Here is a 26,917-nt window from a genome sequence, read left to right on the forward strand (position 1 = left end):
GCGACCGCAAGGGAGCGGGGCTACCTGTGTGTGGAACCGCGACGATAACGGGGGTGCCTCCCGCTCCCTTGCCAGTAGTTTCAAGGCGTAGCCGTGCGTGTAAGTGTATTGTGGGTCAGTGTGATACATCGTGTGCGCGGGTATCGCGAGCGGATCCGTAGTGTGAGCCAGTCGAGCATCTCGACCAACGGGAGTTCGCGCACCCACGCACTCGGGTTCCGTTTCCGGGCGCGGGCGATTTGGAGTGCCAAGCACACCCACACCTGTCGCAACACCAGCGCGACCCCTTCCAAGAGCAACCGGTACTCGGGGTTGGTGCTGGTGGTCCACCCGCGGGCCTGGTTCTTCTGCCGGTAGCTGGTTTCGATCCCGAACCGCTCCCGGTACCGGCGCCGCCCGAGCCACGCGCGCGTCGCCTCGGACACGGCCGTTCCCTTGCCCCACCCGGAAAATGCGTACACCCGGGCGTGCGATTCGCCCGGGCGGCGCCACACGAGCACCCGAGTCGATACCGCCCGGCGGCTCTTCTCGGTCACCCATCCCATCGTGGCGATCGTACCCGACGGTTGCGCGTCGCACTCGTTGCGCCGGTTCGTGCCTTTCCCCTTCTTGCGGATCGGCACCGCGTAGTACAGATCCCGTTGCTGCAACAGCAGCAGCGTTTCCCCGCTGTCGAACCCGGCGTCCAGCACCACCCCGCGGACCTGGAGCCCGCGAGCCGCCACCTGATCCAGAAGGATGCTCACCTGCTGGTGCGGCTTGGTTCCTTTCGCCACGCTCATCAGCCCGACCGTGTACCGCCGGCGCTTATGAATCAGAACGCACGTGGCGTAGGCGTGGAAGAACGAGGTTCCGGCCTTCTTGGGTCCGCCGATGATCCCCGGGGTGGAGCGGTCCCCGTAGAACGGCACGTAATGCACGTCGATGGCACACGTCCACCGGCGCCTCCGGTCCCGACGGGTGAACGTCGCCACCTGGTGGAGCGCATCCACCAACCGGGCCGTGAGTTGGTCCCGAGAGCCCAGGTTCGCACGAACGGCCTGTCGCGCGGTCTCGTGCGAGAAGTGGAAGTACCGGGTCGCCACCGCGAACAGGGTTCGTGTGGTGCTCGCGATCCGCAGCACCAGATCAACCAACTGGGTGCCCGTGATCGACGGCTTGTAGTCGGGCCAATCGAGTGCCCGGGCCAACGTTCGCCGGGCCAACGCATGGATCACCGCCGGGGTAATCGTAGAATAACCACGTCGCATGGGAGCTTCCCGTTCAAGTGCTTGAGAACCTTGAACTTAGGAACTCCCATGCGACACTGCCATGACCCTTGAAACTACTGTTGCGGTCGCGGCTCGCTACAAGGAAACTGAAACGGGACTAGCGTTTTGCACGCAGCTCGTAGAGCACTTCGGCGACCTCGTCGAGTTGCTTGAACGCATCCTTGATCCGCGTGCTCTCGGCGACTTTACCTGTCTTGGGGAGGGCCGCTTTCAGTTCAGCGATGTCTTGGGCGGAGGCATCGCGCACTTCGCGCAACTTCTTGGCCGCGGGAGATTCGGGCGGAACGGTTTGCTTGCCGTCCTTGAGGGTCGGTAGCAGACCGTCTCGCACGACCTCGCGGAACAGATCGGTCAGCACCGCCACGCGCTCGGCTTCCTGCTTGTCCGCGGCATCCTGAATCGCGTTCGCGAGGGCCTTGGACGCATTGCGGCACCGCTCGGCCCGCTTGTCCACGGTATCGGCGCTGGACAGGGCGACCCCGTGGTCGACGAGGTTGTCGATCAGCGTCGTGTTCGTTTTGAGCAACCGCAGTTGATCGGCCGGCGAGAGCGCCGGTGCGGGCACCGGCCCCTGTGCGCCGACCCAGGCGGCGAGTGCGAAGAACGCAGTCAGGATGTAAACCCAGCGGGTCATGTCATTTTCCTTCGCGAGCGAGCGCGAGTTCGCGCGCGCCTTCGCGGGCCGTATCTGCGATCCGCTTGAGTGTGGGTTGGGCGTCCTGCGGGGCCTCGCGCGACAACTTGTCCGCTTCGCTCGCGTCCGTTTCGAGCTTCGTCGCGAGTGTGTCCAACAGCTTTTGTTTCTCAGACCGAGGCATCAAAGCGGGAAGTTCCTGTGCGCGCCGCACCATTCCATCCTTCACAACTCGGTCGTACTGGCGCGCGAGTTCTTTCAACTCAGCGGACGACGCGATCCGGGCCATCCCGCGTGTTTCGCTCGCCAGATCGTCGGCCATGCCCCCGAGTGCTTCGAGGCGCTTCGCGGGTGTTTCGGCGCGAGCGAGTGCGATGTCGCGGGCGACCAGTTTCTCCACGAGCGGGTGTCGTTCCTCGGGAGTAGCGACTACTACATGCGGACCCGGCTTATTTGCGTACCACGCGATACCCACGACAACCAGTACCGCGGCGGCCAGACCACCCACGTAGGTCGCGTTGCGCAGGAGGAACTGCCCCGCGATTGTGGCGAGACCGGGGCGCGACGCGGGCACCACCATCGGCCGGATGACCGGGTCCGCGGCCAAGAGTTCGCCGATCAGGGCTTCTTTTTTCTCGGCCGGCGCGGGCGGAACGGGCAGTTGTTCGATCAGTGATTCCAGGCGCGCGGCCCGTTGTGCCCACGCCTGGCACGCGGCGCACTCCGCGACGTGCGCGAGCATCACCGCGGTCAGTTCCCGCGGGTTCGGCAAGTCGAGGATCTGGTTCTGAACAACCTGGCAGTTCATTTCGTCACCACGAGAGTGAGCGTCACTCTTTTGCTTCCTCTGAAACCGCGCCGGGCGGGAGCAGTTCCGGCGAAAGTACCTTCATCAGTTTCTGTCGGGCCTTGAACACGCGCCACCGGGCCGTTTCTTCCGTGGTGTTGAGCACCTTCGCGATCTCGCGGAATGACAACCCCTCGTGAACGCGGAGCAGGATCGCCGAGCGGAAGTCGGAGGGCAGGTCGGCGACGGCCTGGCCCACCACTTCCAGAACCTCGCGGTTCTCCGTGTTGGCCTCCACGCTCCCCTCCCCCGGCGCCGCCGAGTCGTCCGGGAGCTGGTGCTTGGTGCGCCGTTCGGCCCGCTTCTGGTTCACAAAGTTGTTGTGACCGATGCGGAACACCCACGCCCGGAAGTTGCTCCCGGGCCGGAACGACTTCACCGCCGCGAGCGCCCGCAGGAACGTTTCCTGCGTCAGATCCTCGGCCGTGTGGCGGTCCCGGGTCAGGTGGTAGAGCCAGCGGTACAGGCGGTCCCAATAACAGTCGATCAGCCGCGCGAACGCGGACCGGTCGCCGGTTTGGGCGGCCCGTATCCATTCGGCCTCCTCGTCGGGGAGGGGTGGCTCTGGTTCACGGGTCACGCGGCTCGTCCGGCAGTGCGGGGTGGTGGGGCGACCGGTGAATCCACCATAATCGCCCGTGCCGCCGGTTGTCCAGCACCAGAAGCACGTTACAGCCACTCCCGTTCAGGGAATATAACACCGCCGCCCGCGGTCCGTTGGCGGCCGCGGGCGGAATTCGCGTTTGGACCGAAGAACGACTAGAAATCGCCCGGAACGATCTCGCCCCCGTTGCGCGTGGCGAGCGCACGCCACGTATCGATCGCCACGGAATCTCGCACGAATCGCACGGAACCATCGCAGAGGAGAGTACTTACACCGCCGGTGTGGTTGCTGCGTGCGGCCGCCAAACCCTTGTTGTGGCTGCCGTTGCCGCAATCCCACTTCCCGACCGGGTTGGGCGGATAGTAGTGATTGTAAAGCGTGTTGCCGTAGTGCCCGTTGATCCACTGTTCGCTGCGGCGCGGGTTCCACACGCCCTTCCCGCCGTCGCAATTGGCCGGAGTCGGGTCATCCCCGCCGGACACTTCCAGCACCACCGATCGGATCGTTTGCGGGTCGCTCGGGAGGCTGCTCACCGCCGAGGCGTTACCGAGCAGGCTCTCGCTGAACGCGACCGTGTTCGAGGTGCCGTCGGTGATGTCCCCGATCCGCGTGGGCCTTTGGGCGAAGACACCGTTCCCGTCGCCGATTTTCAGGTACCCGGTGATGTTCCCGGCCGTGTCGAAAGTCACCCCGGTCCCGTTGCACGCGACGTAGTTGGTGCCGAAGTAGGTGCTACCGGGCACCTGGCCGTTCTGCGGATCGCTGGGGCACACGAGCAGCCCAACGCGGTTCTTCCCCGCGAGGTCGTTTTGGCTACCGGCCGCGAGCGTGCCGTTCGGGTCGATGAGCCGCTGGAGGTTCTCTTGCTCGACGTAAGCGAGCAGGCGGGCCGGGGCCGATACGACCTGCGGATAAGCGTTACGCCCTTGTGGGAACACCCCCATCGCGCTCTCGTGATTGTGCATCGCGAGTCCGAGTTGTTTGAGGTTGTTCGAGCACTTCATCCGGGCTGCGGCCTCTCGCACTTTCTGCACGGCGGGCAGGAGTAACCCGATTAGAATCGCGATGATCGCGATCACAACGAGCAATTCAATCAGAGTAAAAGCATGGCGCTTGGTCATTGGTGTCTCGCACAGTATGTGAGTGAATCGACACTGGCTCGGGCCAGCGCGGAAACGGTGATTAGGTAGGAGCGCGCCCGCAACTCTCGTTAGTCGGAGTACGGTTGGCGTGCGTAAAGAAGTGTCAGACCAGTCGTGGAGGGGGAGTCGGCGGGCAGAGTGAAATGGCTGTTACGCGAGAATTCGAGTGCGTCACAGAGTCAACGGGGTCGAACGCGGAACGCGGCGCGGCGTTTTGCTCGGGCACGACGACCAGTTCGAGCTTGAGCAACCCGCCCGGGCCTTCCCCACGGCATTTCTGAGCGAACATCCCGGCGACCCACCGCACGCTCGGTGCGATCTTTTGGGGCTGCGCGTGTTCGTGGCACGTGTTAGATGTTGTGTCCGCGTGGGAGCAGCATGGGTCTGCTGCCGTTTTCGTGCAGCAAGCCTTGTCCGCTTGCTTGCGCTCTTCGACCATCGGGCGGACGTGGGCCGGTGGGACGATTTCGCGCGCGTCGGCCCACGCGAGCTTCTGTTCGAGCGTGAAGCAGCAGCAATCGCCGGCCCAGCACTGTTCGCTGGTCGCGCACCCGCAAGGGTGATCCTGACAGGGGAACGGTGCGCCCTGATTAACGCGCACGCGGCTCGACGGAACTGGAGCACCGGCCGCTGCGACGAATTGCGCTAAAAGGGCCACGACCGCCACCAGGTGGCGGAGTGAGCGTGACCGGAATTGGCGAAATACGCGCATGGGTTGAGCGGGCGGGAGGTAGCCGCATTCTACGCCGCACCGTCGACAACGCCAGAGTTTCCCGCACTTTCCTGCGCATGCACCCGCTTTCGGTTTGGTCCGTCGGGTTCACTCTTGGAGGGGAGCGGTTGCTCGATGGGGATCGCGCCCGCGACCTTGCGGTAGCCCAGGCACCGGGCGATGTGTAGGATTTCGAGCCACGTGGGGTACCGGCGCCCGAACCGCTTCTGGAACGACGCGACCGCGAGCAGGAATTCCGTATCGTCCTCGGTCATATCGCCCCCGTCGAAGTACAGTGAGTACGAGGTGTAGCTCGACCAGTGTGGCATGGCGTGTCACCTCCGAGTTCGTCCCGCACTAACGCCCGGGCCGTTCCCGGTGTCTTTGGTATTTTGTTTATTTGTTCAGTATTGAAAATGCGTTTACATGCGGCGTTGTCAATACCCTCGCGCGAATTTTTCTCCCGGCGGTTACGATGGGTCCGGGGTCCGTGAACTTCACCGGAGGCGCATAACATGAAGCGCGTACTGGCGGTCGGGGTCGTTGTGGCGCTCGCGTGCGGCTGGGGCACGGCACCCGGGGCCGAAGATCCCCCGAAAGCGGCCCCGAAGCGGGAGAAGCCCAAGTACGAGTACCGCGAGGAGCACGACCGGGACGGGATCGGGAAGTTCTACATGGGGCGCGAGATCGCGCACGTAATGGGGTACGGCGCCGCGGGGTGGCTGGAGCGCAAGGAGCGCATCAAGGAAGAAGACCCGGAGAAGCTCATCAAGTCGCTGGAGATCAAAGAGGGCATGGTGGTCGCGGACGTGGGCGCGGGGAGCGGGTATCACACGTTCATGATCGCCCCGCTCGTCGGCGAAAAGGGGAAAGTGATCGCGTCGGACATTCAGCAGGAGATGCTCGACCTGGTGACCGCGAAGGCGAAGAAACAAAAAGTGACCAACATCGAGACGGTGAAGGGGACCGCAACGGACCCGAAGCTCCCGGCGGGGAAGGTCGACCTCATCCTGATGGTGGACGTGTACCACGAGTTCGAGCACCCGTTCGAGATGGCGGAGAAGCTGGTCGAGGCGCTGAAACCGGGCGGGCGGCTCGTGTTCGTCGAGTTCCGGCTGGAAGACGACAAGGTCGCGATCAAACTCGTCCACAAGATGAGCGAGCGCCAGGTGCTGAAGGAAATGACCCCGTTCCCGGAGATGGCGCACACGAAGACGGTGGGCACGCTGCCGTGGCAGCACGTCGTGATCTTCACCAAGAAAGAACCGAAGAAGTAGACAGGATGTCGGTGGTAATGCGCTGTACCTGGCTATCAACGATAAGGTTTTGAGGTGATGGATGTGGATTTGAACAAATGGATAGAAATCGAGAGATGTAATCAGTCGGGCAGAAACTAACCGCAATTTCTCATCGGCGCTGGAAGGCTTGACTGGGACGCGAGCTTGTCTGCGCACCAGTCAAGCATGAATGAAAAGGAATAGCGTCATTGAGGGGTCTCGGGCTTTTTTGAAGCTTTCTTGCTCGCTAAATCTTGATGCGCCTTTTGTAAAAGGCTTTTATCTGCCTGCAATTTTGCAGCACATATTTTATCAATTTCGGTATGCCAGAACCCAGTGTCAGTTGCAAATCGACCAGTGAACGCCGAAAGTCTACCCTGTAGGTATCTAAGACCTTGTTCATGCAGACCTTTTACACGATTTCCGCGAAGGTAGTCGTACCATTTTGCCTTCGGAAAAACCTGGGTTCTCAATAAATCAGCACACATCAGGGTTTCATCAATCGGTTGGCCAGTATAAATTAAATTTGCGAAATCAGCTCCCTCAGTAATTCGTTTCTTGAAATCATAAATAATTAATGGCTCGTCAAGTGTTAGTGCATCTTTCACTGCGACTGCATAGGTAGCTAATGGATAGAGTCTAGCAACTGTAATCGCATCTTTGTTATCGAGATCACAATCTTGAGTGAGGATTATGCCACATTCGACTTCAATAGGCATCTCAATAGCCAGAAGCCCCTTCTGGGATTGCTTTGCCTTATCTTTAGCATTGCGAAACGAAGCGAGATCCGCAGGGGAACCTGTTATCCGCTCTTTTTCCCCGTGAAGAACAAGTGTGATGGCCTTTGGAATGACGAAGAAGGGGACATCAATAATGATGTCCCCTTGGCATAACGCTCGCGTTGCGTCAACACTTCTCAACATTTGGAACTACCATAATTTATTGGTCATCGAAATCATGAATTCGGTCATCGGGGTTCAGAAGCTCAATGTCTGGCTCATAGAAAAAATCAACGGGTGCTGGTTGATTTTCTTCAAATGCCGCTAGTGATTCAGGTAAAGCGATGTAAGGTTCATCTACTTGGTTGTGGCTAACTGATGCCGCTGAGGTTAGAAATCGCTTTAAGTCACTCCATAAATCAACAGAAACACCATAGAAACAGTCAAAAGCCTTACTCAGTAGCCGGTTTTTTTGCTCGGCAGGCATACCTCTAACCGACGCCTCCTTCGCAAGAAGTCGGAGGCCTGCCCACAAAAATTCACGAAAGTGTTCGTGAGTGAATGTAGCTGGGTCGAGAATAAAGGCGCCTTCTAGTTTAATTCTCTCTGCCGTTTCTCCTCGTGAGCTTCCAAGAGAGGTTTTGCCGGGGGGGATAAACGTACTCCCTCCGACGGCCATTTCTGGCTTTCGAGATTTGTTACCCGCCCGATGCTTGGCGTATGCCTTCAACACGTTATTGTCACTCGTCTTCATTGGCGCTGGTTAGGAGTTCGGTCCCGAATTTAGTCTGCAACGCAGCAATCTTCTTGTCGGCTCGGGCGACTACTTCGCGCAAATTTTTCAGTTGTGCTGGAGATAGGTGAAGGATTACTCGGTCCGATTCGGTCATCTCAACTACCAATGACACAATCGGGATCAAACCGGTTATCTGTTCTTCACTCTCACGGGTTTCAAAAACTGGGCGAAGTTCACAAACCGTGCGGAAGGAGGTTACCTTCGGTCGCAAATCTTCAAGGTATTGCACCTTTTGCGCACGCAATCGCTCCGTTGTCGGCGTCAAGAGCGATAGGTAAAGGGGGCGGTACTTGTCGAAATTTCCTAGTAATTGTTTGTCATTCTGGTCAATGTATTCTGTTGTGAACGCCTTTACATCGAGAAGGACTTCTTCTGCCGGACGTCCATCCTCAACAACGGACAGAAGAAAAGTGCATACAAAGACAATGTTTCTCGCTGCTTCGTAATCAATGCCAAGTTTGGCAGCAATGCGTTCAGCGGCGTCAGCCCCTACCGATGTAACCGACTCCGCGGTCGCAAAAAAACTAACAAGAGCTTCAAGTTGCTCCGAGCGCAGGGCCAGAAGAGACCGAAAATCTTCAAAGGCATCTTTTGGTAAAATCAAGTGTCTCGGCACGCCTGGTTTTCCTCCGCACTAACTTCCTGCCCCTCCTCACCTTACACCGCGAACCGACGTTCTGGTGTTAGGAATCTGCGTAATGAAGGGATAAGAAGCTCTTATTGTAGGGATTTTGTCAACAAAGGGGCGAGAACCTCCCAAATGCATAACGCAGACGAGATTGCATTTGGGAGGCTCAAATTGGAGCAAAATAATCGCCAGAGAGGATCAAAGGCGAAAAAACGTGAGTACCACGTTCTTGCATGCAGCGGCTTAGAATTCCGCAATCTAGGGGCTAATGCGCCTAAATCGTTTCCAAACAACCTCTTGCGAATTATTTTTCACAAGAGGTTGTTTGGAAACGATTTGTGGCAACTTCTGTGCGATGTACTTCTGAAGTGTTTGAGAAATCATTTATCGCGTGAGAAGTATTCGGTCTTGGCGTACACGCTGAGGATCGTGTCGCCGACCTCGAAGAACGTGCCTTCTTTTTCGTCCTTCGAGAACGCGAGGTCCGGGTACTTGCCGGCTAGCACGTCCGCCGATTGTGCCTTCGCTTCCACTTCGTCGGGGAGCAGACCGGTCGCGCCCACGTAGAAGACGAGCGCGCTGAGCTTCTCCGCGAACAGTGCGTCGGATCGCGCGTCGAGCTTCTTGCGGGCGTCGGCGAGCGCCTCCACAAACTCCTTGCGCCCAGGCTGCTTGCCCTTCGCGCGGTCCTTCACGATCGCGGCGAGTTTGTCCGCCCCCACGCCTTCGAGGATCTTCACTACGGCCCCGTTCGGTCGCAGCCCGAGAAAATCATCGAAGAGCGCCTTCATGAAGTCGTCGACCTTCGTCACCTTCGTCTTCGCCGAGAGCGTCTTGTGCTTGTAGGTCACGTTCCCATCGAGCACGTCCTCGAACGCCGGTTTGTCCATCGGTTTGCCGTCCGCGCCGACCACCTCGTACATGCGGTCCAGGAACTTGTTCGCGCTGTGCAGTTTCGAGAGGTTCAGGATGTGCTTGCTGCCGACGTCGATCTTGTAGCTCGTGCGGGTGTCTACGCTGCCGTCGGAGAGCGCGTCTTCGAGTTTCACGTAGGGGTTCGTGGTCGGGAAGTTGAGGAACAGGCTCTTCGAGAGGTAGTGCTTTTTCAGTTCCTCGACCTGCTCCGGCGTGAGGTCGGCCGCTTCTTCCTTGAGGTGTGCCCCGCACAGGCTGGACAGCACCTTGAGCTTGGCGAGGTCGTCGAACACGCCGCCGAGTTCCACCGAACCCTCGAACGGCGGGACGATCGGGAGCTGGTCGAGCCGCAGCGTGTATTCCTGGTCCTTGTCGTACTTCGTCGTGGGCGCCCCGTCGAGTTCGAGCACGCCCTCGTTCATCAGTTTGTCGAACAGTGACTTGTCCGAAATCTTAACCTTGAGGAACGGCACCGTGAGTTCGCCGTCGCCCACAAGCGTATAGTTGTTGAACGTGCTCAGGCTGTCGAGCTTGATCCCCGCGACCTCGGTGATCGGCGCGCCGCCCGCGGCGGGCACGAGCCGCACCTTGCGCGTCAGCATCATGTTCATCGTCGCGGTGTTCCGGTTCACGTCGAACGACGAGATCGGCAGGTACGTGTCCTCGTTCACAAACTCAGTTTTGAGCGTCGGCTCGGTCACGGTACCGTCGTCGTTGCGCACGCCGGGGATGCGCTTCAGCCCGCGTCGGACGTACACCTCTTGCAGCGCCTGCCGGTTGATGACGAAGTTCCCGCGGTTCGCATCAAGCAGATTGATGAGCACCAGGAACGGGATCTTCTTGTTGACCGGCACCTGATCGAGCACTGTGTGGGCGCTCAGTTGGCCCGGGTCGGAGAGCATGAGCGCGTCGATGTCCTGGGCCATCGCCGCGACCTGGTTGTTCGTGAGCGCCCGGGCGTGCGCGCCGACGAGCGTGGCGTCGAACGTGCTGCCGAGCGCGTACTTCGCGGTGTTCAGGTTCCCTTCGGCCAAATTCCCCTTCGCGAACGCGAACACGGCCTCGCTCGTCTGCTCCACGGGCACGTCGAGCTTGTCGTATTCGGCCTTCGTGAGTTTCCGGTATTTGTAAACGATCGCGTCGTCTTCGGACTTCAGCCCGCGGATCGAGAGCGTGCCCGCGGAGCCGTTCGCGCGCCCCGCGCCGCGCGAGATGAACACTTGATAATCGTACTCGCCGAGCGGCACCTCAATGGGCGGCGTCACGGAGCTACCGAGCGTCTTGGTGGAGTTGTAGAGCGACGAGTACACCGCGCCGATGTCGCCCGCTTTGATGCAGGAGCCGCTCCCCGCGTTCGCCACGCGCGAGAGCAACCGGAAGTCAGTGTAGTTGCCGTAGGCGAGCGTGTTCACGAACACGTCCTTGCCGCTCATGTCGTCGCACAACTTGATGAGCGCGGTCGCTTCGGAGTTGGACGAGGGGTCGTTCGCGTAACCGTCGGTGTGGATCGTGATCGCGGTCAGTTCGCCGGCTTTCACCTTCTCGGACGCCATGCGCAGCCCCTGCGAGATGCAGGTCGCGCACGAGGTGCGGATCGACTTGATGTCCTTCTGGTACTTCGAGTCCTTCTTCATGATCTCGCGGATCGGCACGCGCTCGAAGTGGCACGTCACGTCGCCCACGCTGGAGTACGAGATGAGCGTGACGAGCAGGTTGTACTGGGCGTACTCATCGAGCGTCAGAATCTTCAGCAGCGTCTCTTTGGTCGCCGCGAGGTCGGAATACATCGACCCGGACCGGTCCACGACAATGACGCTGTGCGCCACCGATTTCGCACTACCCGCGGATTCGTCGCGTTCGAGTTCGACCGGTTCCACGAGGTAGTAGCCGCGCGGCTGCCCGAGCAGGTTGAACAGCGTGAACTTGCTCCGCGTGTTGATGCGTGCGAGCGCTGCGGCTGGGGCTAGTGCGGGGGCGCCGGGAGTCACTTTCGCTTTGGGCGTCTTCGGCTTGGCGGCCGGCTTTTTTGGGGCAGCGGTCTTTTGGGGAGCGGCGGATTTGCCGGCCGGGGTCTTGGCCATTGGTTTCTCAGCAGAATCGAGGGTGATGGGGCTAACGCCGCCAATTTAGCTTCTCGAGAGCCGAATCGGGAGCGTTTATTTGTGAAGTTGAGGTGGAGTGTACCGAGCGTAAGGATTGGTATACAGGTGGGTAGTTTCGCTTTGCTTTTCACGTCGCGGCGAAGTGCAGAAGTGACTTTAACTATGGTGATGCTCAAAGCGCGGGCCGAAGACGGGCCTTTGTTCGCTGCCGTGCTGGGGTTGCGACATCCGGCCCCCGCGAACCCGGCTGTCCGGTGCGGGGTCAACTGGTAGAGTAAGCCTTGCGACTACAGCAAAAAGGGGCGTTCGTCATGCCGTTCGAGAAGGTCGAGTCCGCGGTCGATTTCCCATCCCTGGAACGCATGATCCTGCAATTCTGGGACGACAACAAGATCTTCGACAAGCGGAAGGCGCTCAACGCGGGCAAGCCCAAGTGGAGCTTCCTCGACGGCCCGATTACGGCGAACAACCCGATGGGCGTTCACCACGCCTGGGGTCGTACTTACAAGGACTTGTACAACCGCTACTTCGCGATGGCCGGGCACGAGCTGCGGTACCAGAACGGGTTCGACTGCCAGGGGCTGTGGGTCGAGGTCGAGGTCGAAAAATCGCTCGGGCTGAAGAGCAAGCGCGACATCGAGAACCTCGTGCCCGGCAACCCGGAAGCGAGCATCGACAAGTTCGTGCAGGCGTGCAAGGACCGCGTGAACGAGTTCGCCCGCGTGCAAACGAACCAGAGCATCCGTCTCGGATACTGGATGGACTGGGACCGCACCGACGCGGACTGGGCCAAGACCCCGGACGAGCGCAAGTCGTACTTCACGATGAGCGAGGAGAACAACTACACGATCTGGTCGTTCCTCAAGAAGTGCTTCTGCAAGGGGCTGATCGGTCGCGGGTACGACGTGATGCCGTGGTGCGGGCGCTGCGGCGTCGGGATCTCCGAGCAGGAGATGAAGGAGGGGTACAAGCTCGTCGAGCACCGCGCCTGCTTCGTGAAGTTCCCACTGAAGGGGCGCGAGAAGGAAAACCTCCTCGTGTGGACCACCACGCCGTGGACGCTCACGAGCAACGTGGGCGCCGCGATCAACCCCGAACTCACGTACCTGAAGATCAAACTGAAGGGCGAGATCTATTACGTCGCTAAAGGTGCGTTCAAGCTGAACCGCATGGAGGGGAGTGGCGGTGAGGGCGGGGACGACGAGGAAGAAGGCGGTTCCAAGAAGACGCGCCCGTGGTTGAAGGAGGTGCCGAACCTCGTCACCATCGAGCAGCACTTCAAGGTGAAGGCCGGTAAGGGCGACAGTTACGAGATCGTCGGCGAAGTGAAGGGGAACGACCTGCTCGGTTGGGAGTACGTCGGCCCGTTCGACGATCTCCCCGCGCAGAACCACGAGTACGGCTACCCGGAAGAAGTCGCGAAGATCACGAAGCAAAGCGGCAAGTGGCCGCAAGTGACCGCGGCGCACGCGCACCGCGTCGTCTCCGGCGGCAAGGATGTGACCGAAACCGAGGGGACCGGGATCGTCCACACCGCGCCGGGGTGCGGTGCGATCGACTACCAGTGGGGCAAGGAAAACGGCCTGCCGCCGGTCGCGCCGATCGGTGACGACGGCGTGTTCGTGCCGGGCTTCGGCGCGCTCACGGGTAAGAACGCGGTTGATCCAACGACCGCGGACGCGGTGTTCGAGCAACTCAAGGCGAACGACCGATTGTTCGCGACGGAGCGCTACGTCCACCGCTACCCGCACTGCTGGCGGTGCAAGACGGAGTTGCTCTACCGGCTCGTTGATGAGTGGTTCATCAACATGGGGCCGAAGGGCGAGCGCGTCAACGACGAGTGGACCTACCCGCGCGACGACAAAGGCTCGTTCCGAGGAGACATCGCCGACGTCGTTCGCCAGGTCAAGTTCCTGCCCGAATCCATCGGCGGGCAGAAGCGCGAACTCGACTGGCTCGGGAACATGGGCGACTGGATGATCTCCAAGAAGCGCTATTGGGGGCTCGCGCTCCCGATCTGGGTGGACGAGAACGACCCGACGCAGTTCGAGGTGATCGGCAGTTACCAGGAACTGAAGGAGCGTGCGGTCGAGGGCTGGGCGGAGTTCGAGGGTCACACGCCGCACCGTCCGTGGATCGACCGCGTGAAGATCCGGAACGCCAAGACCGGCAACCTGATGTCGCGCGTACCGGACGTGGGGAACCCGTGGTTGGACGCGGGCATCGTGGGCTTCTCCACGCTGAAGTACAACACCGACCGCGCGTACTGGGACAAGTGGTACCCCGCGGACTTCATCACGGAGAGCTTCCCGGGGCAGTTCCGCAACTGGTTCTACGCGCTGTTGGCGCTGTCCACGATGATGAGCGACGGCAAGCCGCCGTTTAAAACGCTGCTCGGGCACGGTAACGTGCGCGACCAGTACGGGCACGAGATGCACAAGACCGCGGGGAACTCCATCGAGTTCATCGCCGCGGCGGATCGGGGCGGGGCGCTCAAAGACCCCAAGGGTAACGCGCTGCCGTTCCAAGCGATCGGCGCGGACGTGATGCGCTGGCTGTACGCCCGGCAGAGCCCGGCCGCGAACCTTAACTTCGGCCCGGAGCCGGCCGCCGAAGTGCGCTCGCGCGTGTTCTTCAAGTTGTGGAACACGTACTCGATGTTCTGCAACTACGCCATCGGCGACGGCTTCGACCCGGCCGCGCCGCACGTGCCGGTCGCGGAGCGCCAGGACATCGACCGCTGGCTGCTCTCGAACCTTCAGTTGCTCGTCAAGGACGCGCGGGCCGCGTACTCCGCGTATGACGTGATGACGTTCGCGCTGAAGGCCGAGGAGTTCATCGAGGGCGATCTCTCGAACTGGTACGTCCGGCGCAACAAGGACCGGCTGCACAGTAAGAACGCCGACCTCGATGCCGCCGGTCTCAAGGACAAGAGCGCCGCGTACCAAACGCTCTACACGACGCTCACGACATTGTGCAAACTGATGGCGCCGTGCGTGCCGTTCATCACAGAGGTGATGTGGAAGAACCTGCGCCTGCCCACCGATCCGGAGAGCGTCCACCTGAGCGACTTCCCGGTTGCGGAAGACGCACTCGGTGACGCGGCACTCTCGGAAGACATGCGGGCCGTTCAGCGGGTGATCTCGCTCGGTCTGGCCGCGCGCCAGCAGGCGAAACTCAACGTGCGTCAACCGCTCGCAGAACTGGTGGTATCGCCGTCGCCGGTGAAGGACAAAACCGGCGCACTGTTGGGCGACGCGGACAAGCGGGCCGTCGAGCGCTTCCGGGATCTGATCCTCGACGAACTGAACGTGAAGTCTGTTCGCCTGCACGATCCCGCAGTTGGGGCGCTGCTCACGGCGAGCGTGCAGCTCAACAAGAAAGTGGCCGGGAGCAAGTTCGGTTCCAAGCTCAAGGAGGCCGAAGAGACGCTCGCGAAGCAAGACCAGACGGAATTCGCCTCGCGTCTCGATCGCGGGCCGGTGGAACTGGTCGGTGTGTCGCTGGACAAGACCGATTTCAACATCGCGTTCGCGGCGAGTGCGGGGTGGGCCGGCGTTGCGGACCGCGGCACGCAGGTCGCGATCAGCACTACGATCACCGAAGCGCTGAAGCTCGAAGGGCTGGCGCGCGACGTGGTGCGCCAGGTTCAGAGCGCCCGCAAGGACGCGAAACTCGACCTGCTCGACAAGATCGCGCTTCACCTGTCGGCGGACGCTCCAGATCTCGCGAAAGCGCTGACCGAACACCGGCAAACCATCACGACCGCGGTACAGGCCACGCAGTGGAGCGACGTCCCGCTCAGCGGCGCGGACGTTCATACGGCGACCGTGAAGATCGACGGCCAACCGCTCGTGATCGCGTTGCGCGTCGTCAGGGCGTAACACACCGTCGAAAGTCGTAAGTCGCAAAGTCGAAGACTTCCCAAAAGGGTGTCTTCGACTTTATGACCTTCGACCTTTCGACTTTCGACTGGCGCAACTACTTCGCAGAAGCCGTGGAGATTCCCGTCGGGGTGAGCGTCACCGTTGCGGTTTCGCCCGCGCGCACCACGACCGATTCGGTCACGCGCTCGGTGCGGCCGTCGCGCACCACTTCCGCCGTCAGTTCGTAGCGGTAGTTCTGGCCCGGTTGCAGGGCCGGCGTGCGGAACGTGCGCACCGTGCCGGTGCCAGTGGCGGCCGTGCCGTTAAACAGCAGCGTCGCGTCAGCCGGAAGCGTCACCGAAACGCGCCCCTCGGCCTTTTCGGGCTTCTTGTCTTCTTTCGGTACAACCTTCTCGTCCTTCGGGGCCGGTTCGCTGCTGGCCGGGGCGCCCGTGGCCGATTGCGCACCCGCGTTGGGCCAGTAATAGTGCCCGGCCGGTCCGCAGTAGGCGTAGCTCGCGTACCCACCGCCCGATGCCCAGTTCGAGTACGGCCCCTGGCTGTAGTTGTAATAGGCGTACCACGGGAGGTACCACGCATGCTTGTACGTGTTCGTGTACCACCCCGGTGGCGTGACGCACGGCCAGGTGACCGAGGTCGGGTGCGCCCCACCCAGGTGCCTTTGCTGCGCGCTCGCGCTGCCCGCCGACCACATGACCGCGCCGGCCGCGAGAGCGGCCAGCAGCAACAGCCGTTGCATGAGACGTCTCCGGTGTCAGTCCGTGTTGGAATCCTGCCCCACCAATCGGATTCTGCGCCACAGGTGCCCGCATTCAACCCACACTCTCCACAGTTCCCAGACTCTCGGGTGCCGGACATAGGGGTTAACACTCTGGCGCCGATTGCGGTTAGCTCCGGGAGCGATAAAACACGGGAAGAAGTTCCAGGTTCAGCCCGTTTCGTGCGCCGAGGGAAGCCGCGCCGAACATGCGACGCGGTGTCTCGATGTGGGGCGTAAAACGGACTGAACCGGGGAACCGGAACCTCGGAGCAGACATGACCACGACCGCCGGCCGGCTCGCCGACATCCGCGATAAGGTGTACTCGGGCACGCGGCTCACGTTCGACGACGGGCTGTTTCTCGACCAGAACGCGGACCTGTTCGCGCTCGGCGAACTCGCGAACTTCGTGCGCGAGAAGAAGAACGGGAACGTCACCTATTACAACGTGAACCAGCACCTGAACCCGACGAACGTGTGCGTGTACCGGTGCGCGTTCTGCTCGTTCCGGGCCGACCTGAAGTCGCCCAACGGCTACGTGATGAGCGACGAACAGATCCTTCAGCGCGCGCGCGAGGCCAGCACGCAGGGGGCCACCGAACTTCACATCGTCGGTGGGCTGCACCACTTACTGCCCTACGAGTGGTACCTGAACATCATCCGCAGCATCCACGAGGCGTACCCGGACCTGCACCTGAAGGCGTGGACCGCCGTGGAGTGGGACTGGTTCGAGCGCATTACGAAGCGCCCCACGCGCGAACTGCTCGCAGAAATGAAGGCCGCGGGGCTCGGTTCGCTACCCGGTGGCGGGGCGGAAATTTTTCACCCGGAAGTGCGCTCGAAGCTGTGCGACTACAAGGCCGACGCGGACCAGTGGCTCCGCGTGCATAAAGAGTGGCACGAACTGGGCGGCAAGTCGAACGCGACGATGCTCTACGGCCACATCGAGAAACCCGAGCACCGCATCGACCACATGATTCGACTGCGTGACCTACAGGACGTGACGGGCGGGTTCCAGACGTTCATTCCGCTCGCGTTCCACCCGACGAACAATCCGCTGGGTAAGGGGATTCCGAAGCCGAGCGGGATGACGGACCTGAAGGTCATGGCGGTGTCGCGGTTGATGCTGGACAACTTCCCGCACATCAAAGCGTACTGGCAGATGCTAACTGTAAAGGTCGCGCAGGTGGCTCAGAGCTACGGTGCGGACGACATTGATGGCACCGTGGTCCACGAAACGATCTACCACGCGGCCGGGAGCGATTCGCCCCAGGAACTGACCGTGCGCGACCTGCGCCGGTTGATCGAAGAGGCGGGCCGGACTCCGGTTGAGCGCGATACGCTTTACCACGAAGTCGTGCGTGATAAGCCGGCCGAAAAGAAATGGGCGACCGGTCGCAAGCTCGTGCCGCTGAACTAAGGATTAGGGACAAAAGCGGCACTCGTAGGTCGGGCTGTGCCCGACATATGTGGCTGTGAATGTTGCGTCGGGCACAGCCCGACCTACTGGTCCGTCTATCACTCGATGTCGGGCTGTTTGGCTGAAAATCACAGGTTTTTCGGCCCGAAACTACCCGACACTGATTGATAGGTGGACCACTACTAAATACCTCCCGCCAAATGGAGAAGTGATGCTCGGTTGGTTCAACTCAACTCAGTGGAGTTGAGGAGGTGGCCGAACCCGGCGTTCACCCAACGCTCGACCGATGCCTTGTACCGACAATCCCGGATGAACCAGTACTCGAAGGCGTACTCGCATCCGGGGCAGGAGAAGATGGGCCGAGTCGGGTCAGAGTTGTTAACCGGAAACGCCTGAGACCCCAGGTTTTTCAGGTCGCCGTGCAGAGTGTCGCACTCGTAGCAGAAGACCATGAGTCGGCCGCAGCGGGGGCACTCGAAGGGGTAAAGGTCTTCATCCCCGCAGCAGCGGAAGCGACGAAAGTCGAGGTCCGACTCTTCCACGTTCAGGGACATGGGCGGCTTCCTCATTCAGCCGGGCGACGCCGTTAGTGTATCCCACATCACTTCCGCATTTGGCGGGAGGTATTTAGCACTACAGCGCGGGTTTAGATGATGCATCTATGTCGCCATTTTTTGTGCGCTCTCGTGGCCTGCTCGTTCCGCCGTTGGTGGTAGCGGATGACCTCTCCGACGTGCAGTAGTTCCGGCGTCCCGCGCCTCCGACGGAACGTCACCGCACATCGGGCGTTCAGCGCCCGGCACACCTGCTCCATCGTCACCTGCGGTTTTTTCCCCCCGCAGCCGGTCCGTGTGGATCGACACGAACCCGAGCACCACCAGGCCCAAGATCAGATGCCGCACCAACCCGACGTACTGCCGGCCCTCGTAGTGCGTCATCCCCGCTTCGCTCTTGGCCACCCGGAACTGGTGCTCGATCGTCGCGCGCCGGAACGCCACCCGCAGCACACGCGCCAGCGGTTCGTCGGTCGCGTTGGTGACGAAGTACTTGACCTCGGCCGTCGATTCGTTCTGCGCCACCACCAGCATCCAGCGGCACCCACGCACCTCGATCAACCGGCTCGTCGCACGCCACCGGGTGTCGCCAACGGTCTTGCGCGACACCCGGAATCGTCGGCCCCGCCGGGCGTCGTCGGCACGCAGCACCGAATCCGCGCGCCGCGGCTCGTCGCGCGCGGCCGTTGTCACCGAGAAGCTCACGGGCACTTCGCCCACGAACGGCTGGCCCACGGCGTCGAGGGCGCGCAAGAACGGCACCTTCGACCCGTACCCTTCATCGAACACGAGCCAGTCGAACCGCACCCCGTGGGCATCCAGGCGCACCAACTGCTCGTAGGCGATCCGCCACTTGGGGCGATAGCGGACCTCGTCGGGGATGCCCGCCGCCTGGCACCGCGGGCGATCCGCGTTCCACGACTCGGGCAGGTACAGGTCCGCGTCCAACAGGGCCTGGAACGTGCCCTTGGCGACGCCCACGTGCACGGTCACGATGCCGTTGTCGATCTTCCCGACGCACCCCAGGTACTGTCGTTGCACGCCCGGCGTCCGGTCCCCCTTCTTCACGGCACTGGTCTCGTCGATCACCCCGACCGTGCCCAGGTCATCGCCGGGCAACCCGTCGAGCACCTCGGCGCATCGCCGTTGGAGTTGCTCACGCGCCGACTCGTGTTGCCAGTCGGCGGTCGTGAGGAACTCCTGGAGGGTGCGGACCGCCGTTCCACAGGCCAGGGCGATCGGCTCGACGCTCTTGCGCGGCAGCTCCGAGAGCAAACCACGACCGTAGTTGTCGAAGTGGTCGGCCGTCCGCTTCTGTAAGAAGCAGCCGCGATACCGACCCAGATAGTGGGCGAACGCCGGCCCTAACCTTGCGATTTCCTGGTCCGTCATCGGATGCCCTCCGATGGCCCATCTTATTCACCGGCCGCGAACCCGCGCTGTAGTGTTAGGCTTCCGTCCGATAGTCCCAAGTCTCCACTCAGCGGATCGGCTCGAAGTAGTAACCGTCGGATGTGGGTACGAGCCGGAAGCACGGCCCGAGCGGAACGCCGAAAAGGGCGACCGTCGGGCGGATCTCGACGCTCGGCTGTATGTCGCGGGTCGCGGTGAGTGTCAGTCGCACCTTCACTGCGGCGCGCCCCATCAATTCCACATCCTCGAACGCATCTGACGGGAGAAACGGGACCGTTTCGAGTAACTGGCGGTCTAGTGGCGCGTTAGGGCACGCGAGTTCGACCCAACCCGCGCGATCGCCTCGAAACTCCCCGGTGATGCTCCACGAACCCCATTTCGCGTCTTTCACGGCGCCGGACACAATAATCCGCTCGCCGACCGGAGTGAATTTCACGTTCACCCCGCTCACTGCGAACGCCGGGCGCCCCTCCTGGCGTATCGAGAGTCGCGCCCCGTCAACAACTACCGCGGGGAAGGCTTCACTCGTCCCTGGTAGCGACGGGACCGGTGTGAGGACGCTCCCGTCGGTCGAGATCCGCAGCGTGAGTGCGGGGTTCTTCACGTGAAGCGTTGAGGGCGCGACGCGGCCGGTCACGAAATCGGTGGTGCCGATGTCCGTCGAGGCCGAGGGCACGTTCAGCACTTCGGCCTTCGGATCGGCCGGGTCCATGACGCGGAAGCCGAACGACGATTCGCCGTCTTGAACGCTGACCTCGGACACTTCGACCGGCATCCCGAACGCCGTGCCGAGTCGGTCCGCGACCATCGCCTTTCCGCGCGCGGACGACAGGAATTTGTGGACCCCGAAGCGCGCTGCGCCCGTGAGCAGAAGTGCCGCGCAGCCGACCAGTACGGCGCGGCGAACGGAAAAGAAACTCATGCCAAAAGTCTCCGCGAGAAGTGCCTTCGCGGGCGATGATTCTTCGTGCAACGGACGCGGAGAGTGCGTCCACAGGTGACAATTAACGCGAACACCGTGCCGACACGCTACCGGGCGCGAGTGTATAGCCCGGAGCGCGAGATAGAAAAAGTTGGATCACTGTTTGATGCGGTGCGATCGTTACTTACGCCGCGGCGCTGGTTGTGCTCTCTTCTTCGTCGGTCCAGTCTTCAAACCGCATCGGTAGGAGGCGACTGATGCCGCTCTCCTGCATCGTCACGCCCCAGAGCCGGTCCGCCGCGGCCATCGTGCGCTTCTTGTGCGTGATGACGATGAACTGGCTGCGGTCGAGGAACTCACGGAGCACCCCCGCGAGCCGCTGCGTGTTCGCTTCGTCGAGTGCCGCGTCCACCTCGTCTAGGATGCAGAACGGCGACGGCTTGTTGCGGAAGATCGCGAGCAACAGAGCCACCGCGGTCAGCGTTTTCTCGCCGCCGGAGAGCAGCGACAGCGACCGCAGTTCCTTGCCCGGCGGCCGCGCCGTGATCTCGATACCCGACTCTAGCACATCGGATTCGTCTTCGAGGACAATGTCGGCCTGTCCGCCGCCAAATAGTTTGCGGAACAGCTCCTGGAAGTACCCGCGGACGGCCGTGAGTGTGTCCGTGAACAGGCTGCGGCTGTTGCCGTTGATCTCGTCCATGATCTGCTGGAGCGATTGACGGGCCGCGTTCAGATCGTCGTGCTGGGCCTGCAGCGAGTTGAACTCTCCCTCCACGCGCGTCAGTTCTTCGAGCGCCTCCATGTTCACGCTGCCGAGCCGCGCGAGCTTGCGCTTCAGTTCGTCGATTTCCTGCTGTGCGTTGAGGAGATCGGGCGCCGGGGCTTCTGCCCCCTCCTCGCTCGGTGCGGCACTCGGATCGGGCGCCTGTTCGTGCGACTCGTCCGTGATCTGTTGCAGTTCGACCCCGTAATCTTCGCGAATCCGCAGGGCCACGGCGTCGCGTCGGGCACTGAGATCGTGAACCGCGAGTTCGCGTGCGTGCGCCGCGGACTGCTTCTCCTGCCACCCGTGACGGAGTTCGTGGAGCCGGTCCCGGACCCGTTCGCGTGCGGTGCGGTCGGTCGCGGTCTTCTCTCCGAGTTCGGCGACGAGGCGCTCGCGCGATTCCTTTTCGCGGTACGCTTCCGCTTGGCCCGACGACGCGCGGAGCGCGGAGAGCGTGCAGTCCGCGAGCCGGCCGCGTGCGTTGCGGTCCGCGGCGCTAAGGTCGACCGCTTCGATCTTCCGCTTCCGGAGGTCGGTCTCGATTTGTGCGAGGCGCTCACGCATGCGCTCGCGGTCCGCAGCGGCGCGACTCAGCGCTACCTGTGCCGCGGTATGATCCTGTTCGCGAGCGCTGCGTTCCTGGGCACCTGCGGCGAGACCCTGCTTCACCTCTGCGAGCCGCGCCGTGAGTTGAGCGGCCGCGAGTTCGGCTTCCTCGGCCGCCATTCGCGCCGCGGTCCACGCGGCTTCGCCCTCTTGCACCTGCTGTTCGAGCAGGCGGGATTCGCCGCGGTTGAGGTCGATTTCGGCGTCCAGGTTCTCGACCTGCTGCCGCTGACGCGCGATGCGCTGGAGCAGGTCACCGGCTTCGTCGGAGAGGAGCGAGATTTCCGCTTCGACGGCCTCGATCACGCCCTCGGCGGACTCGGCTTGGCGCCGGAGGTCAGCGAGTTCGATTTCGGTGTCGGTGATCAGCTCCGACGTGGCGCGGAACTGTTCGCGTAATTCGCGCAACTCGCTCTTACGCGACACCAGACCGCTTTCCGCTTTGAGCGGACCGATGGTGAGCGTGCCGTCCGGTTCGAGCAACTCACCGGTGCGCGTGATGATGCGGTGCGCGGGGTGAACCGCGGCCAGCCACCGTGCGTCCGAGAGCGTGTCCGCGAGCAGCACGCGCCCGAGCAACTGTGTGGGGAGCGCGGCGCAATTCGGGTGATCGCACGAGACGAAGTCGGCGAGCGAGGAACCACTGGTTTTAAGCCCCTCTCCGTTTAGGGGAGGGGTTGGGGAGGGGTTGAAGGCAGAACCTAACCCCCCAACCCCCTTCCCTAAGAAGGAAGGGGGAGAAAGATCTGAGCCAAATTCCTGCTCCCCCTTCCCTTCAGGGAGGGGGGCTGGGGGGGTAGGTTCCCCCAGTGGCACGAACCCCACGCGCCCGGTCACGTCGCCCACGGCCGCGGCGACCGCGTCCACGACTTCCGGCGAGCGGACGACGAAGCGCTGGGCGGTGTCGCCGAGCGCGAGTTCGACGAGCGGCGCGACCTCACGCGGCACCGTCAGCAGGTCGGCCACCAGTCCGATGACCAGCGCGGATGAGGGGTGAAGGACCGCACCCGGATCGGTCGGTTCCTCGCCCTTGATCCGTTGCAACACTTGCTGAACGCCCGTGCCCAAGCCCTCGAACGAGCGCTCCAGCCCTTCGAGCACGTCGATGCGCCCGCGCAAGTCGCCCTGGCGCACGCGAAAACCTTCGAGCCGCGTCTGGACGTCGGCGAGTTGGTCGGCGAGTTCGTCGCGGTTCGCGGTCTGTTCGTCGAGCTGCTCGTTCGCGGCGTTGAGGCGCGCTTGCACGTCCGCGTCGGCCTGGGACAGCCCGTCGAGGGCATGTGCGAGGGTCGCGCGCTGGGCGGACTTATGCTCGCGGTCGGCGAGCTTGCGCGTGTACTCTTTCTGCAACCGGGTGACTTGCGCGAGCGTGGCCTCGGCGGTGGACTTGCTGGACGCGGACTCGCGCACCAACTCCATCTGCTGGAGCAGTGCTTCTGATTGCTCGCGATCCAGTTCCGCGAGCTGAGCGACGGTCGCGGTGAGGGCCGCGCTCACTTCGTCTGCGTGCAACTTCTCTTCGGCCAGGCGCGATTCGGCGGCCTCGCCCTCGATCGCAGCGCGAGCCGCGTCCGCTTCGATCACTTTCAGCCGGTGGCCGAGGTCCGCGCGCTGTCGTCCAACTTTCAGCAGTTCCGCTTCGAGGGCCTGCTCGGTAACGCGCTCGTGCTTGAGCGTTCCCTCGAAGCCGGTGATCTGCTGGCGCGCGTCGGACAATTTCGCTTCGTGGTGCCGCAGCGCTTCTTCACCCCGCGAAACCGACCAGTCGAGTTCCTTGGCCCGCTGTTCGAGCTGTTCGGCCTCGGTCGTTGCGCCGGACACTTCGACCTTGAGCGATGCGAGCGATTCTTGCTCGGCCACTAGCGCGACCGTGAGCGCACGGAACTCGCGCGCGCTCAGCCCCACGCGCAGTTCGCGCAGGCGGTCCGAGTGCTCCTTGTACTTCTGCGCCTTCGCCGCCTGCATGCGCAGCGTGCGGAGCTGGCCGTCGAGCGCGTCGAGTCGGTCCTTCGACCGCGTCAGGTTCAACTCGACGGACGCGAGCTTGCGAAGCGTTTCGTTTTTTCGCGCTTTGAACCGGCTGATGCCGGCGGCCTCGTCGAAGATCTCGCGCCGGTCCTTCGTCGAGGCCTGGAGCAGTTCGTCGACCCGGCCCTGCGCGATGATCGTGTACCCGCCCGAGCCGGCGCCGCTGCCGAGGAGGATGTCCTTGATGTCCTTGAGGCGCGACATCTGGCCGTTAATCAGGTACTCGCCGGTGCCGTCGCGGTAGACGCGCCGCGTGAGTTGCACTTCGTCCGCGTCGACGGAGAGCAACCGGCGCGCGTTATCGAACGCGACCGTTACTTCCGCCATGCCGAGGCTCTTGCGCGAACTGGAGCCGTTGAAGATCACGTCGGCCATTTCGCCGCCGCGCAAACTCTTCGCGGACTGTTCACCCAAGATCCACCGGACCGCGTCGACGACGTTGCTCTTGCCGGACCCGTTCGGCCCGACCACGCCCGTGACCCCGGGCGCGAAATCGAACCGCGTCTTGTCCGCGAAGGACTTGAAGCCAACGAGTTCCAGTCTCTTCAACATGAGAGTTCAACGTTCCAGAGTTCCAGGTTCCGCAAGTTCTTCGAGGATAAAGCTGCAGTCCCCAGGCCCAAAGGTTGGTCGCAGGTTTTCAACTTGGAACCCGGAACTCTGGAACGTCGAATCCGACTTACTGTCCGCCGGCGGGGACGACGGCCGGGTCGAGCATCGGGGCGTCCGAGACGCGCTTCGGCCCGAAGAGGCGGCCCGGGTCGCGGTTGAGCGGCTGCTTCGGGAGGAGCGCGCCGGCCGGGGCGATGAGCGGGTCCGACACGGTCGGCACTTCAAAGCCGTTCGCGTCGACCGTCGGGCGCACCGTACCGACCTTCGCCACTTCCGCGTTCACCTTCGACAGCGTCGGGTCGGTCTTGGCGAACCCGCAGAGCTGCTGGATGCTCATCTCGCGCGGGACCGCGTCGGTGACGAGCGGCGCGGAGAGTACCTCCGTGCGCGAGGCCCGGCGGACCAGTTCGAGGGCCTCGGAGTACCCGCCCCCGAGGGTCGCCAGTGCGGTGAGCAGGCTGCCGAGTTCCGCGGCGCAGGCGACCTCTTTGACTTCCGGCTCTCCACCCTTGGGGCGCACGACCCGCGTCACCTTCGCGATACCGTCTTCGCCCGGAACCGACACGGTGAACTCGGTGCCCAGCGGCATCGGCGGGACCGGCCCGCGGAGCTTCACGTTGTCTCCGAATACCAGGATCTCGCTGCGCCCGCTCCCGGGCAGGTGAACCGCGGACGTCCCGTGCCCGGAGGAGATCCGGTGCAGGTAGTACGACCGGTTCATCAGTTTGCCGCCGAGGGCCGGGTGCCGCTCGTCCGCGAGCCGCAGGGCGATGAACGCCCCCTGTCGCAGCTCGGCGTCGGCGCTGGAGAGCATCTCCACGAGCCGGTCAGAGGACGAGGCGTCGCTCACGGACGCGAGGGCCTTGAGGCACTGCGCACGAAGGGCCGGGTGGTCTTCCGCGAGCCGGGCGAGTTCGGCCGCGCCGTCCGTTTGCCCCAAGTACGCGAGTGCCTCGGCCGCCGCGAACCGCACCCACGGCGAGGCGCTCTCCAGGCCGATCTTCAGGCTCCGCCGGCTGTCGCCGCCGAGCGCTTCGAGCTTCACGGCGGCGGTGAGTGCGGTCGAGGGGTCCATCAGCTCGTCTTCGAGCTTCTGCCGGTACGCGCCCCCTGCGCGGACCGGGTCGTAGGGCACCTGGCGCGCGACGAGCAGGAACCGGTAGTGGTTGTGCCGGTACTCGGTGGGCACGTTCAGCAGAATGAGTTCGCGGTTCTTGGCGTCGGCGACCTTCAGGTTCGGGTCCGAGGTCGTGTGGAACGTGCTGTTGAGGCGCTCGGCGATCGCGGCCCCGATCCGCGGGTTCTGGTCGTTCGGGTTGAGGAGCAGGTAGTACGGCCGGTTCATGGAGACGCGGGCACCGCCCGAGACGAACCCGGCGCGGTACAGCGGGCGCCCGTCGGCGTCGGTGTCTGCCTTTTCGGTCTTACCGTCCTCAATGAAATTCCCCGCCACGAGCGGCCCTTCCGCCTTGGCCCACGTGTTACCCAGCAGCAGGCGCCCGCCCGGGCCGCTCGCGTTCCCGGCGTGGACCTGCGAGCTCACGTTCGCGGTCGTGTCCGACGTGAGCAGTTCCACCGGGTACAGTTCGCCGCCCTGGAGACTCGTCGTCCGGCTGTCGCTCGGGAGCGTCACCTGGACGTCGACCAGTTCGCCCTTCCGCGCGCCCGGCGGGATGAGCGCGCTCACGATGACCAGTGACGTGGTGCGCGTGGGGGAGTCGAGCAGTTGCTTGACGTTGAGCGTCTGGTCGCGGCGCTTCCGCAAGTTGTCTTCGAGCATGGTGCGCCAGACGCCGGGCGACGCGCTGCTACCGGTCCCGGGCAGGTTGAAGACCAGCCCGACGCCGCTCACTTCGAGCGACTCGGTGTTACCCACGGTCGTCTTCGACCCGACGGTGGGGACCGAGTCCGGGTCGGACGGGTCCTCACCGATCTGCGACCGGGTCTGCACCTTCTTGGATTCGGTGGTCTTGCACCCGACCATGCCCGCGACGCCGACCGCGGCCGACCACGCGAGGAAGTTGCGCCGACTGATCCCCGCCGCGAGTTTCCACGCCCGGTTCATGCGTTCGTCCTTGTTCGTCCCGGAACGATGGCGCCCGAGTTCCCCCGAACCGGGCCGCCCCGCGAACACTGTGTTTCGATTGAGTCGCGGTAGATAGCCGCGCGAAAATTCGCGTCAAGATCAACTTGAATGAAATGTGCGTTTCGGGTCGAAAGTCATCGCTTCGGGCCGTCGGAAGTCGTCCGGTCGCAGGTCGGAAAGTCTAATAGTTGACTTGATAGATTCGGGCTTTGGTT

The 26,917-nt window shown here is 62.8% G+C and carries 20 protein-coding genes; 3 read left to right on the top strand and 17 right to left on the bottom strand.

Annotated features, from left to right (window positions below; translation table 11 throughout):
• Positions 1–80: 80 nt before the first annotated feature.
• The 7 genes from VT84_RS40415 to VT84_RS02065 form a co-directional block, all read right to left on the bottom strand.
• Entirely contained in the window at positions 81–1,250 is a 1,170-nt protein-coding gene (locus VT84_RS40415; protein ID WP_239465413.1) for a hypothetical protein, read from the bottom strand.
• Positions 1,251–1,368: 118 nt separating this feature from the next.
• Positions 1,369–1,905, bottom strand: a complete 537-nt coding sequence (locus VT84_RS02040; protein WP_082838312.1) for a hypothetical protein — start codon at positions 1,903–1,905, stop codon at positions 1,369–1,371.
• 1 nt (position 1,906) lies between these two features.
• Positions 1,907–2,713 carry a hypothetical protein gene (locus VT84_RS02045; protein ID WP_082838313.1) on the bottom strand — a complete coding sequence of 269 codons (807 nt, stop codon included), beginning with the start codon at positions 2,711–2,713 and terminating at the stop codon, positions 1,907–1,909.
• 22 nt (positions 2,714–2,735) lie between these two features.
• Positions 2,736–3,332, bottom strand: coding sequence for an RNA polymerase sigma factor (locus tag VT84_RS02050; RefSeq protein WP_052561105.1), 597 nt, complete (start codon positions 3,330–3,332; stop codon positions 2,736–2,738).
• 179 nt (positions 3,333–3,511) lie between these two features.
• Entirely contained in the window at positions 3,512–4,477 is a 966-nt protein-coding gene (locus VT84_RS02055; RefSeq protein WP_082838314.1) for a DUF1559 domain-containing protein, read from the bottom strand.
• 124 nt (positions 4,478–4,601) lie between these two features.
• Entirely contained in the window at positions 4,602–5,156 is a 555-nt protein-coding gene (locus tag VT84_RS02060) for a hypothetical protein (protein ID WP_157469098.1), read from the bottom strand.
• Between the two features lie 83 nt (positions 5,157–5,239).
• Complete coding sequence (locus VT84_RS02065) at positions 5,240–5,539, bottom strand: hypothetical protein (protein ID WP_052561108.1); 300 nt, start codon at positions 5,537–5,539, stop codon at positions 5,240–5,242.
• A 186-nt stretch (positions 5,540–5,725) separates the two neighbouring features.
• Between VT84_RS02065 and VT84_RS02070 the strand changes: the two genes are divergently transcribed.
• Entirely contained in the window at positions 5,726–6,487 is a 762-nt protein-coding gene (locus VT84_RS02070) for a class I SAM-dependent methyltransferase (protein ID WP_082838316.1), read from the top strand.
• A gap of 206 nt (positions 6,488–6,693) precedes the next feature.
• Here VT84_RS02070 and VT84_RS37950 read toward each other — a convergent pair whose 3' ends face one another.
• From VT84_RS37950 to VT84_RS02080, 4 genes are all read right to left on the bottom strand, one after another.
• Positions 6,694–7,410 (bottom strand): hypothetical protein, encoded by a 717-nt coding sequence (locus VT84_RS37950; RefSeq protein WP_157469100.1) that lies wholly within the window; start codon positions 7,408–7,410, stop codon positions 6,694–6,696.
• Positions 7,411–7,426: 16 nt separating this feature from the next.
• Entirely contained in the window at positions 7,427–7,939 is a 513-nt protein-coding gene (locus tag VT84_RS37955) for a hypothetical protein (RefSeq protein ID WP_157469102.1), read from the bottom strand.
• Between the two features lie 7 nt (positions 7,940–7,946).
• Positions 7,947–8,618: a hypothetical protein gene (locus VT84_RS02075; protein ID WP_082838317.1), complete on the bottom strand. Its 672-nt coding sequence runs from the start codon at positions 8,616–8,618 to the stop codon at positions 7,947–7,949.
• A gap of 392 nt (positions 8,619–9,010) precedes the next feature.
• A complete protein-coding gene (locus tag VT84_RS02080; protein ID WP_082838318.1) occupies positions 9,011–11,626 on the bottom strand; it encodes a VWA domain-containing protein in 2,616 nt (871 codons plus the stop codon).
• A 302-nt stretch (positions 11,627–11,928) separates the two neighbouring features.
• Between VT84_RS02080 and VT84_RS02085 the strand changes: the two genes are divergently transcribed.
• The gene (locus tag VT84_RS02085) at positions 11,929–15,531 is read left to right on the top strand and encodes a class I tRNA ligase family protein (protein WP_157469105.1); all 3,603 of its coding nucleotides are present in this window, start codon (positions 11,929–11,931) and stop codon (positions 15,529–15,531) included.
• A gap of 97 nt (positions 15,532–15,628) precedes the next feature.
• Here VT84_RS02085 and VT84_RS02090 read toward each other — a convergent pair whose 3' ends face one another.
• Positions 15,629–16,273 carry a TIGR03000 domain-containing protein gene (locus tag VT84_RS02090; protein ID WP_082838320.1) on the bottom strand — a complete coding sequence of 215 codons (645 nt, stop codon included), beginning with the start codon at positions 16,271–16,273 and terminating at the stop codon, positions 15,629–15,631.
• A 296-nt stretch (positions 16,274–16,569) separates the two neighbouring features.
• Here VT84_RS02090 and mqnE point away from each other — a divergent pair, with 296 nt between their 5' ends.
• On the top strand, positions 16,570–17,712 hold the full coding sequence (gene mqnE, locus VT84_RS02095; RefSeq protein WP_082838321.1) for an aminofutalosine synthase MqnE: 1,143 nt from the start codon (positions 16,570–16,572) through the stop codon (positions 17,710–17,712).
• Between the two features lie 224 nt (positions 17,713–17,936).
• On the opposite strand, the gene VT84_RS02100 is transcribed toward mqnE, so the two are convergent.
• The 5 genes from VT84_RS02100 to VT84_RS02120 form a co-directional block, all read right to left on the bottom strand.
• Complete coding sequence (locus VT84_RS02100; RefSeq protein ID WP_082838322.1) at positions 17,937–18,266, bottom strand: hypothetical protein; 330 nt, start codon at positions 18,264–18,266, stop codon at positions 17,937–17,939.
• 105 nt (positions 18,267–18,371) lie between these two features.
• Positions 18,372–19,658, bottom strand: coding sequence for an IS701 family transposase (locus VT84_RS02105; RefSeq protein WP_082838323.1), 1,287 nt, complete (start codon positions 19,656–19,658; stop codon positions 18,372–18,374).
• Positions 19,659–19,746: 88 nt separating this feature from the next.
• Positions 19,747–20,601 (bottom strand): hypothetical protein, encoded by an 855-nt coding sequence (locus tag VT84_RS02110; RefSeq protein WP_082838324.1) that lies wholly within the window; start codon positions 20,599–20,601, stop codon positions 19,747–19,749.
• 184 nt (positions 20,602–20,785) lie between these two features.
• Entirely contained in the window at positions 20,786–24,556 is a 3,771-nt protein-coding gene (locus VT84_RS02115; RefSeq protein WP_082838325.1) for an AAA family ATPase, read from the bottom strand.
• Positions 24,557–24,683: 127 nt separating this feature from the next.
• Positions 24,684–26,681: a flagellar basal body P-ring protein FlgI gene (locus VT84_RS02120; protein WP_157469107.1), complete on the bottom strand. Its 1,998-nt coding sequence runs from the start codon at positions 26,679–26,681 to the stop codon at positions 24,684–24,686.
• Between the last annotated feature and the right edge of the window lie 236 nt (positions 26,682–26,917).

The sequence above is a fragment of the Gemmata sp. SH-PL17 genome (assembly GCF_001610855.1).
Taxonomy (GTDB): Bacteria; Planctomycetota; Planctomycetia; order Gemmatales; family Gemmataceae; genus Gemmata; species Gemmata massiliana.

Excerpts from the sequence above, each read along its gene's own strand:
- VT84_RS02055 (WP_082838314.1), bottom strand. The coding sequence starts at position 4,477 with ATGACCAAGCGCCATGCTTTTACTCTGATTGAATTGCTCGTTGTGATC.
- VT84_RS02070 (WP_082838316.1), top strand. The coding sequence starts at position 5,726 with ATGAAGCGCGTACTGGCGGTCGGGGTCGTTGTGGCGCTCGCGTGCGGC.
- VT84_RS02045 (WP_082838313.1), bottom strand. The coding sequence starts at position 2,713 with ATGAACTGCCAGGTTGTTCAGAACCAGATCCTCGACTTGCCGAACCCG.
- VT84_RS02065 (WP_052561108.1), bottom strand. The coding sequence starts at position 5,539 with ATGCCACACTGGTCGAGCTACACCTCGTACTCACTGTACTTCGACGGG.
- mqnE (WP_082838321.1), top strand. The coding sequence starts at position 16,570 with ATGACCACGACCGCCGGCCGGCTCGCCGACATCCGCGATAAGGTGTAC.
- VT84_RS02110 (WP_082838324.1), bottom strand. The coding sequence starts at position 20,601 with ATGAGTTTCTTTTCCGTTCGCCGCGCCGTACTGGTCGGCTGCGCGGCA.
- VT84_RS40415 (WP_239465413.1), bottom strand. The coding sequence starts at position 1,250 with ATGCGACGTGGTTATTCTACGATTACCCCGGCGGTGATCCATGCGTTG.
- VT84_RS02105 (WP_082838323.1), bottom strand. The coding sequence starts at position 19,658 with ATGACGGACCAGGAAATCGCAAGGTTAGGGCCGGCGTTCGCCCACTAT.
- VT84_RS37950 (WP_157469100.1), bottom strand. The coding sequence starts at position 7,410 with ATGTTGAGAAGTGTTGACGCAACGCGAGCGTTATGCCAAGGGGACATC.
- VT84_RS02080 (WP_082838318.1), bottom strand. The coding sequence starts at position 11,626 with ATGGCCAAGACCCCGGCCGGCAAATCCGCCGCTCCCCAAAAGACCGCT.
- VT84_RS02100 (WP_082838322.1), bottom strand. The coding sequence starts at position 18,266 with ATGTCCCTGAACGTGGAAGAGTCGGACCTCGACTTTCGTCGCTTCCGC.
- VT84_RS02090 (WP_082838320.1), bottom strand. The coding sequence starts at position 16,273 with ATGCAACGGCTGTTGCTGCTGGCCGCTCTCGCGGCCGGCGCGGTCATG.
- VT84_RS02040 (WP_082838312.1), bottom strand. The coding sequence starts at position 1,905 with ATGACCCGCTGGGTTTACATCCTGACTGCGTTCTTCGCACTCGCCGCC.
- VT84_RS02120 (WP_157469107.1), bottom strand. The coding sequence starts at position 26,681 with ATGAACCGGGCGTGGAAACTCGCGGCGGGGATCAGTCGGCGCAACTTC.
- VT84_RS02115 (WP_082838325.1), bottom strand. The coding sequence starts at position 24,556 with ATGTTGAAGAGACTGGAACTCGTTGGCTTCAAGTCCTTCGCGGACAAG.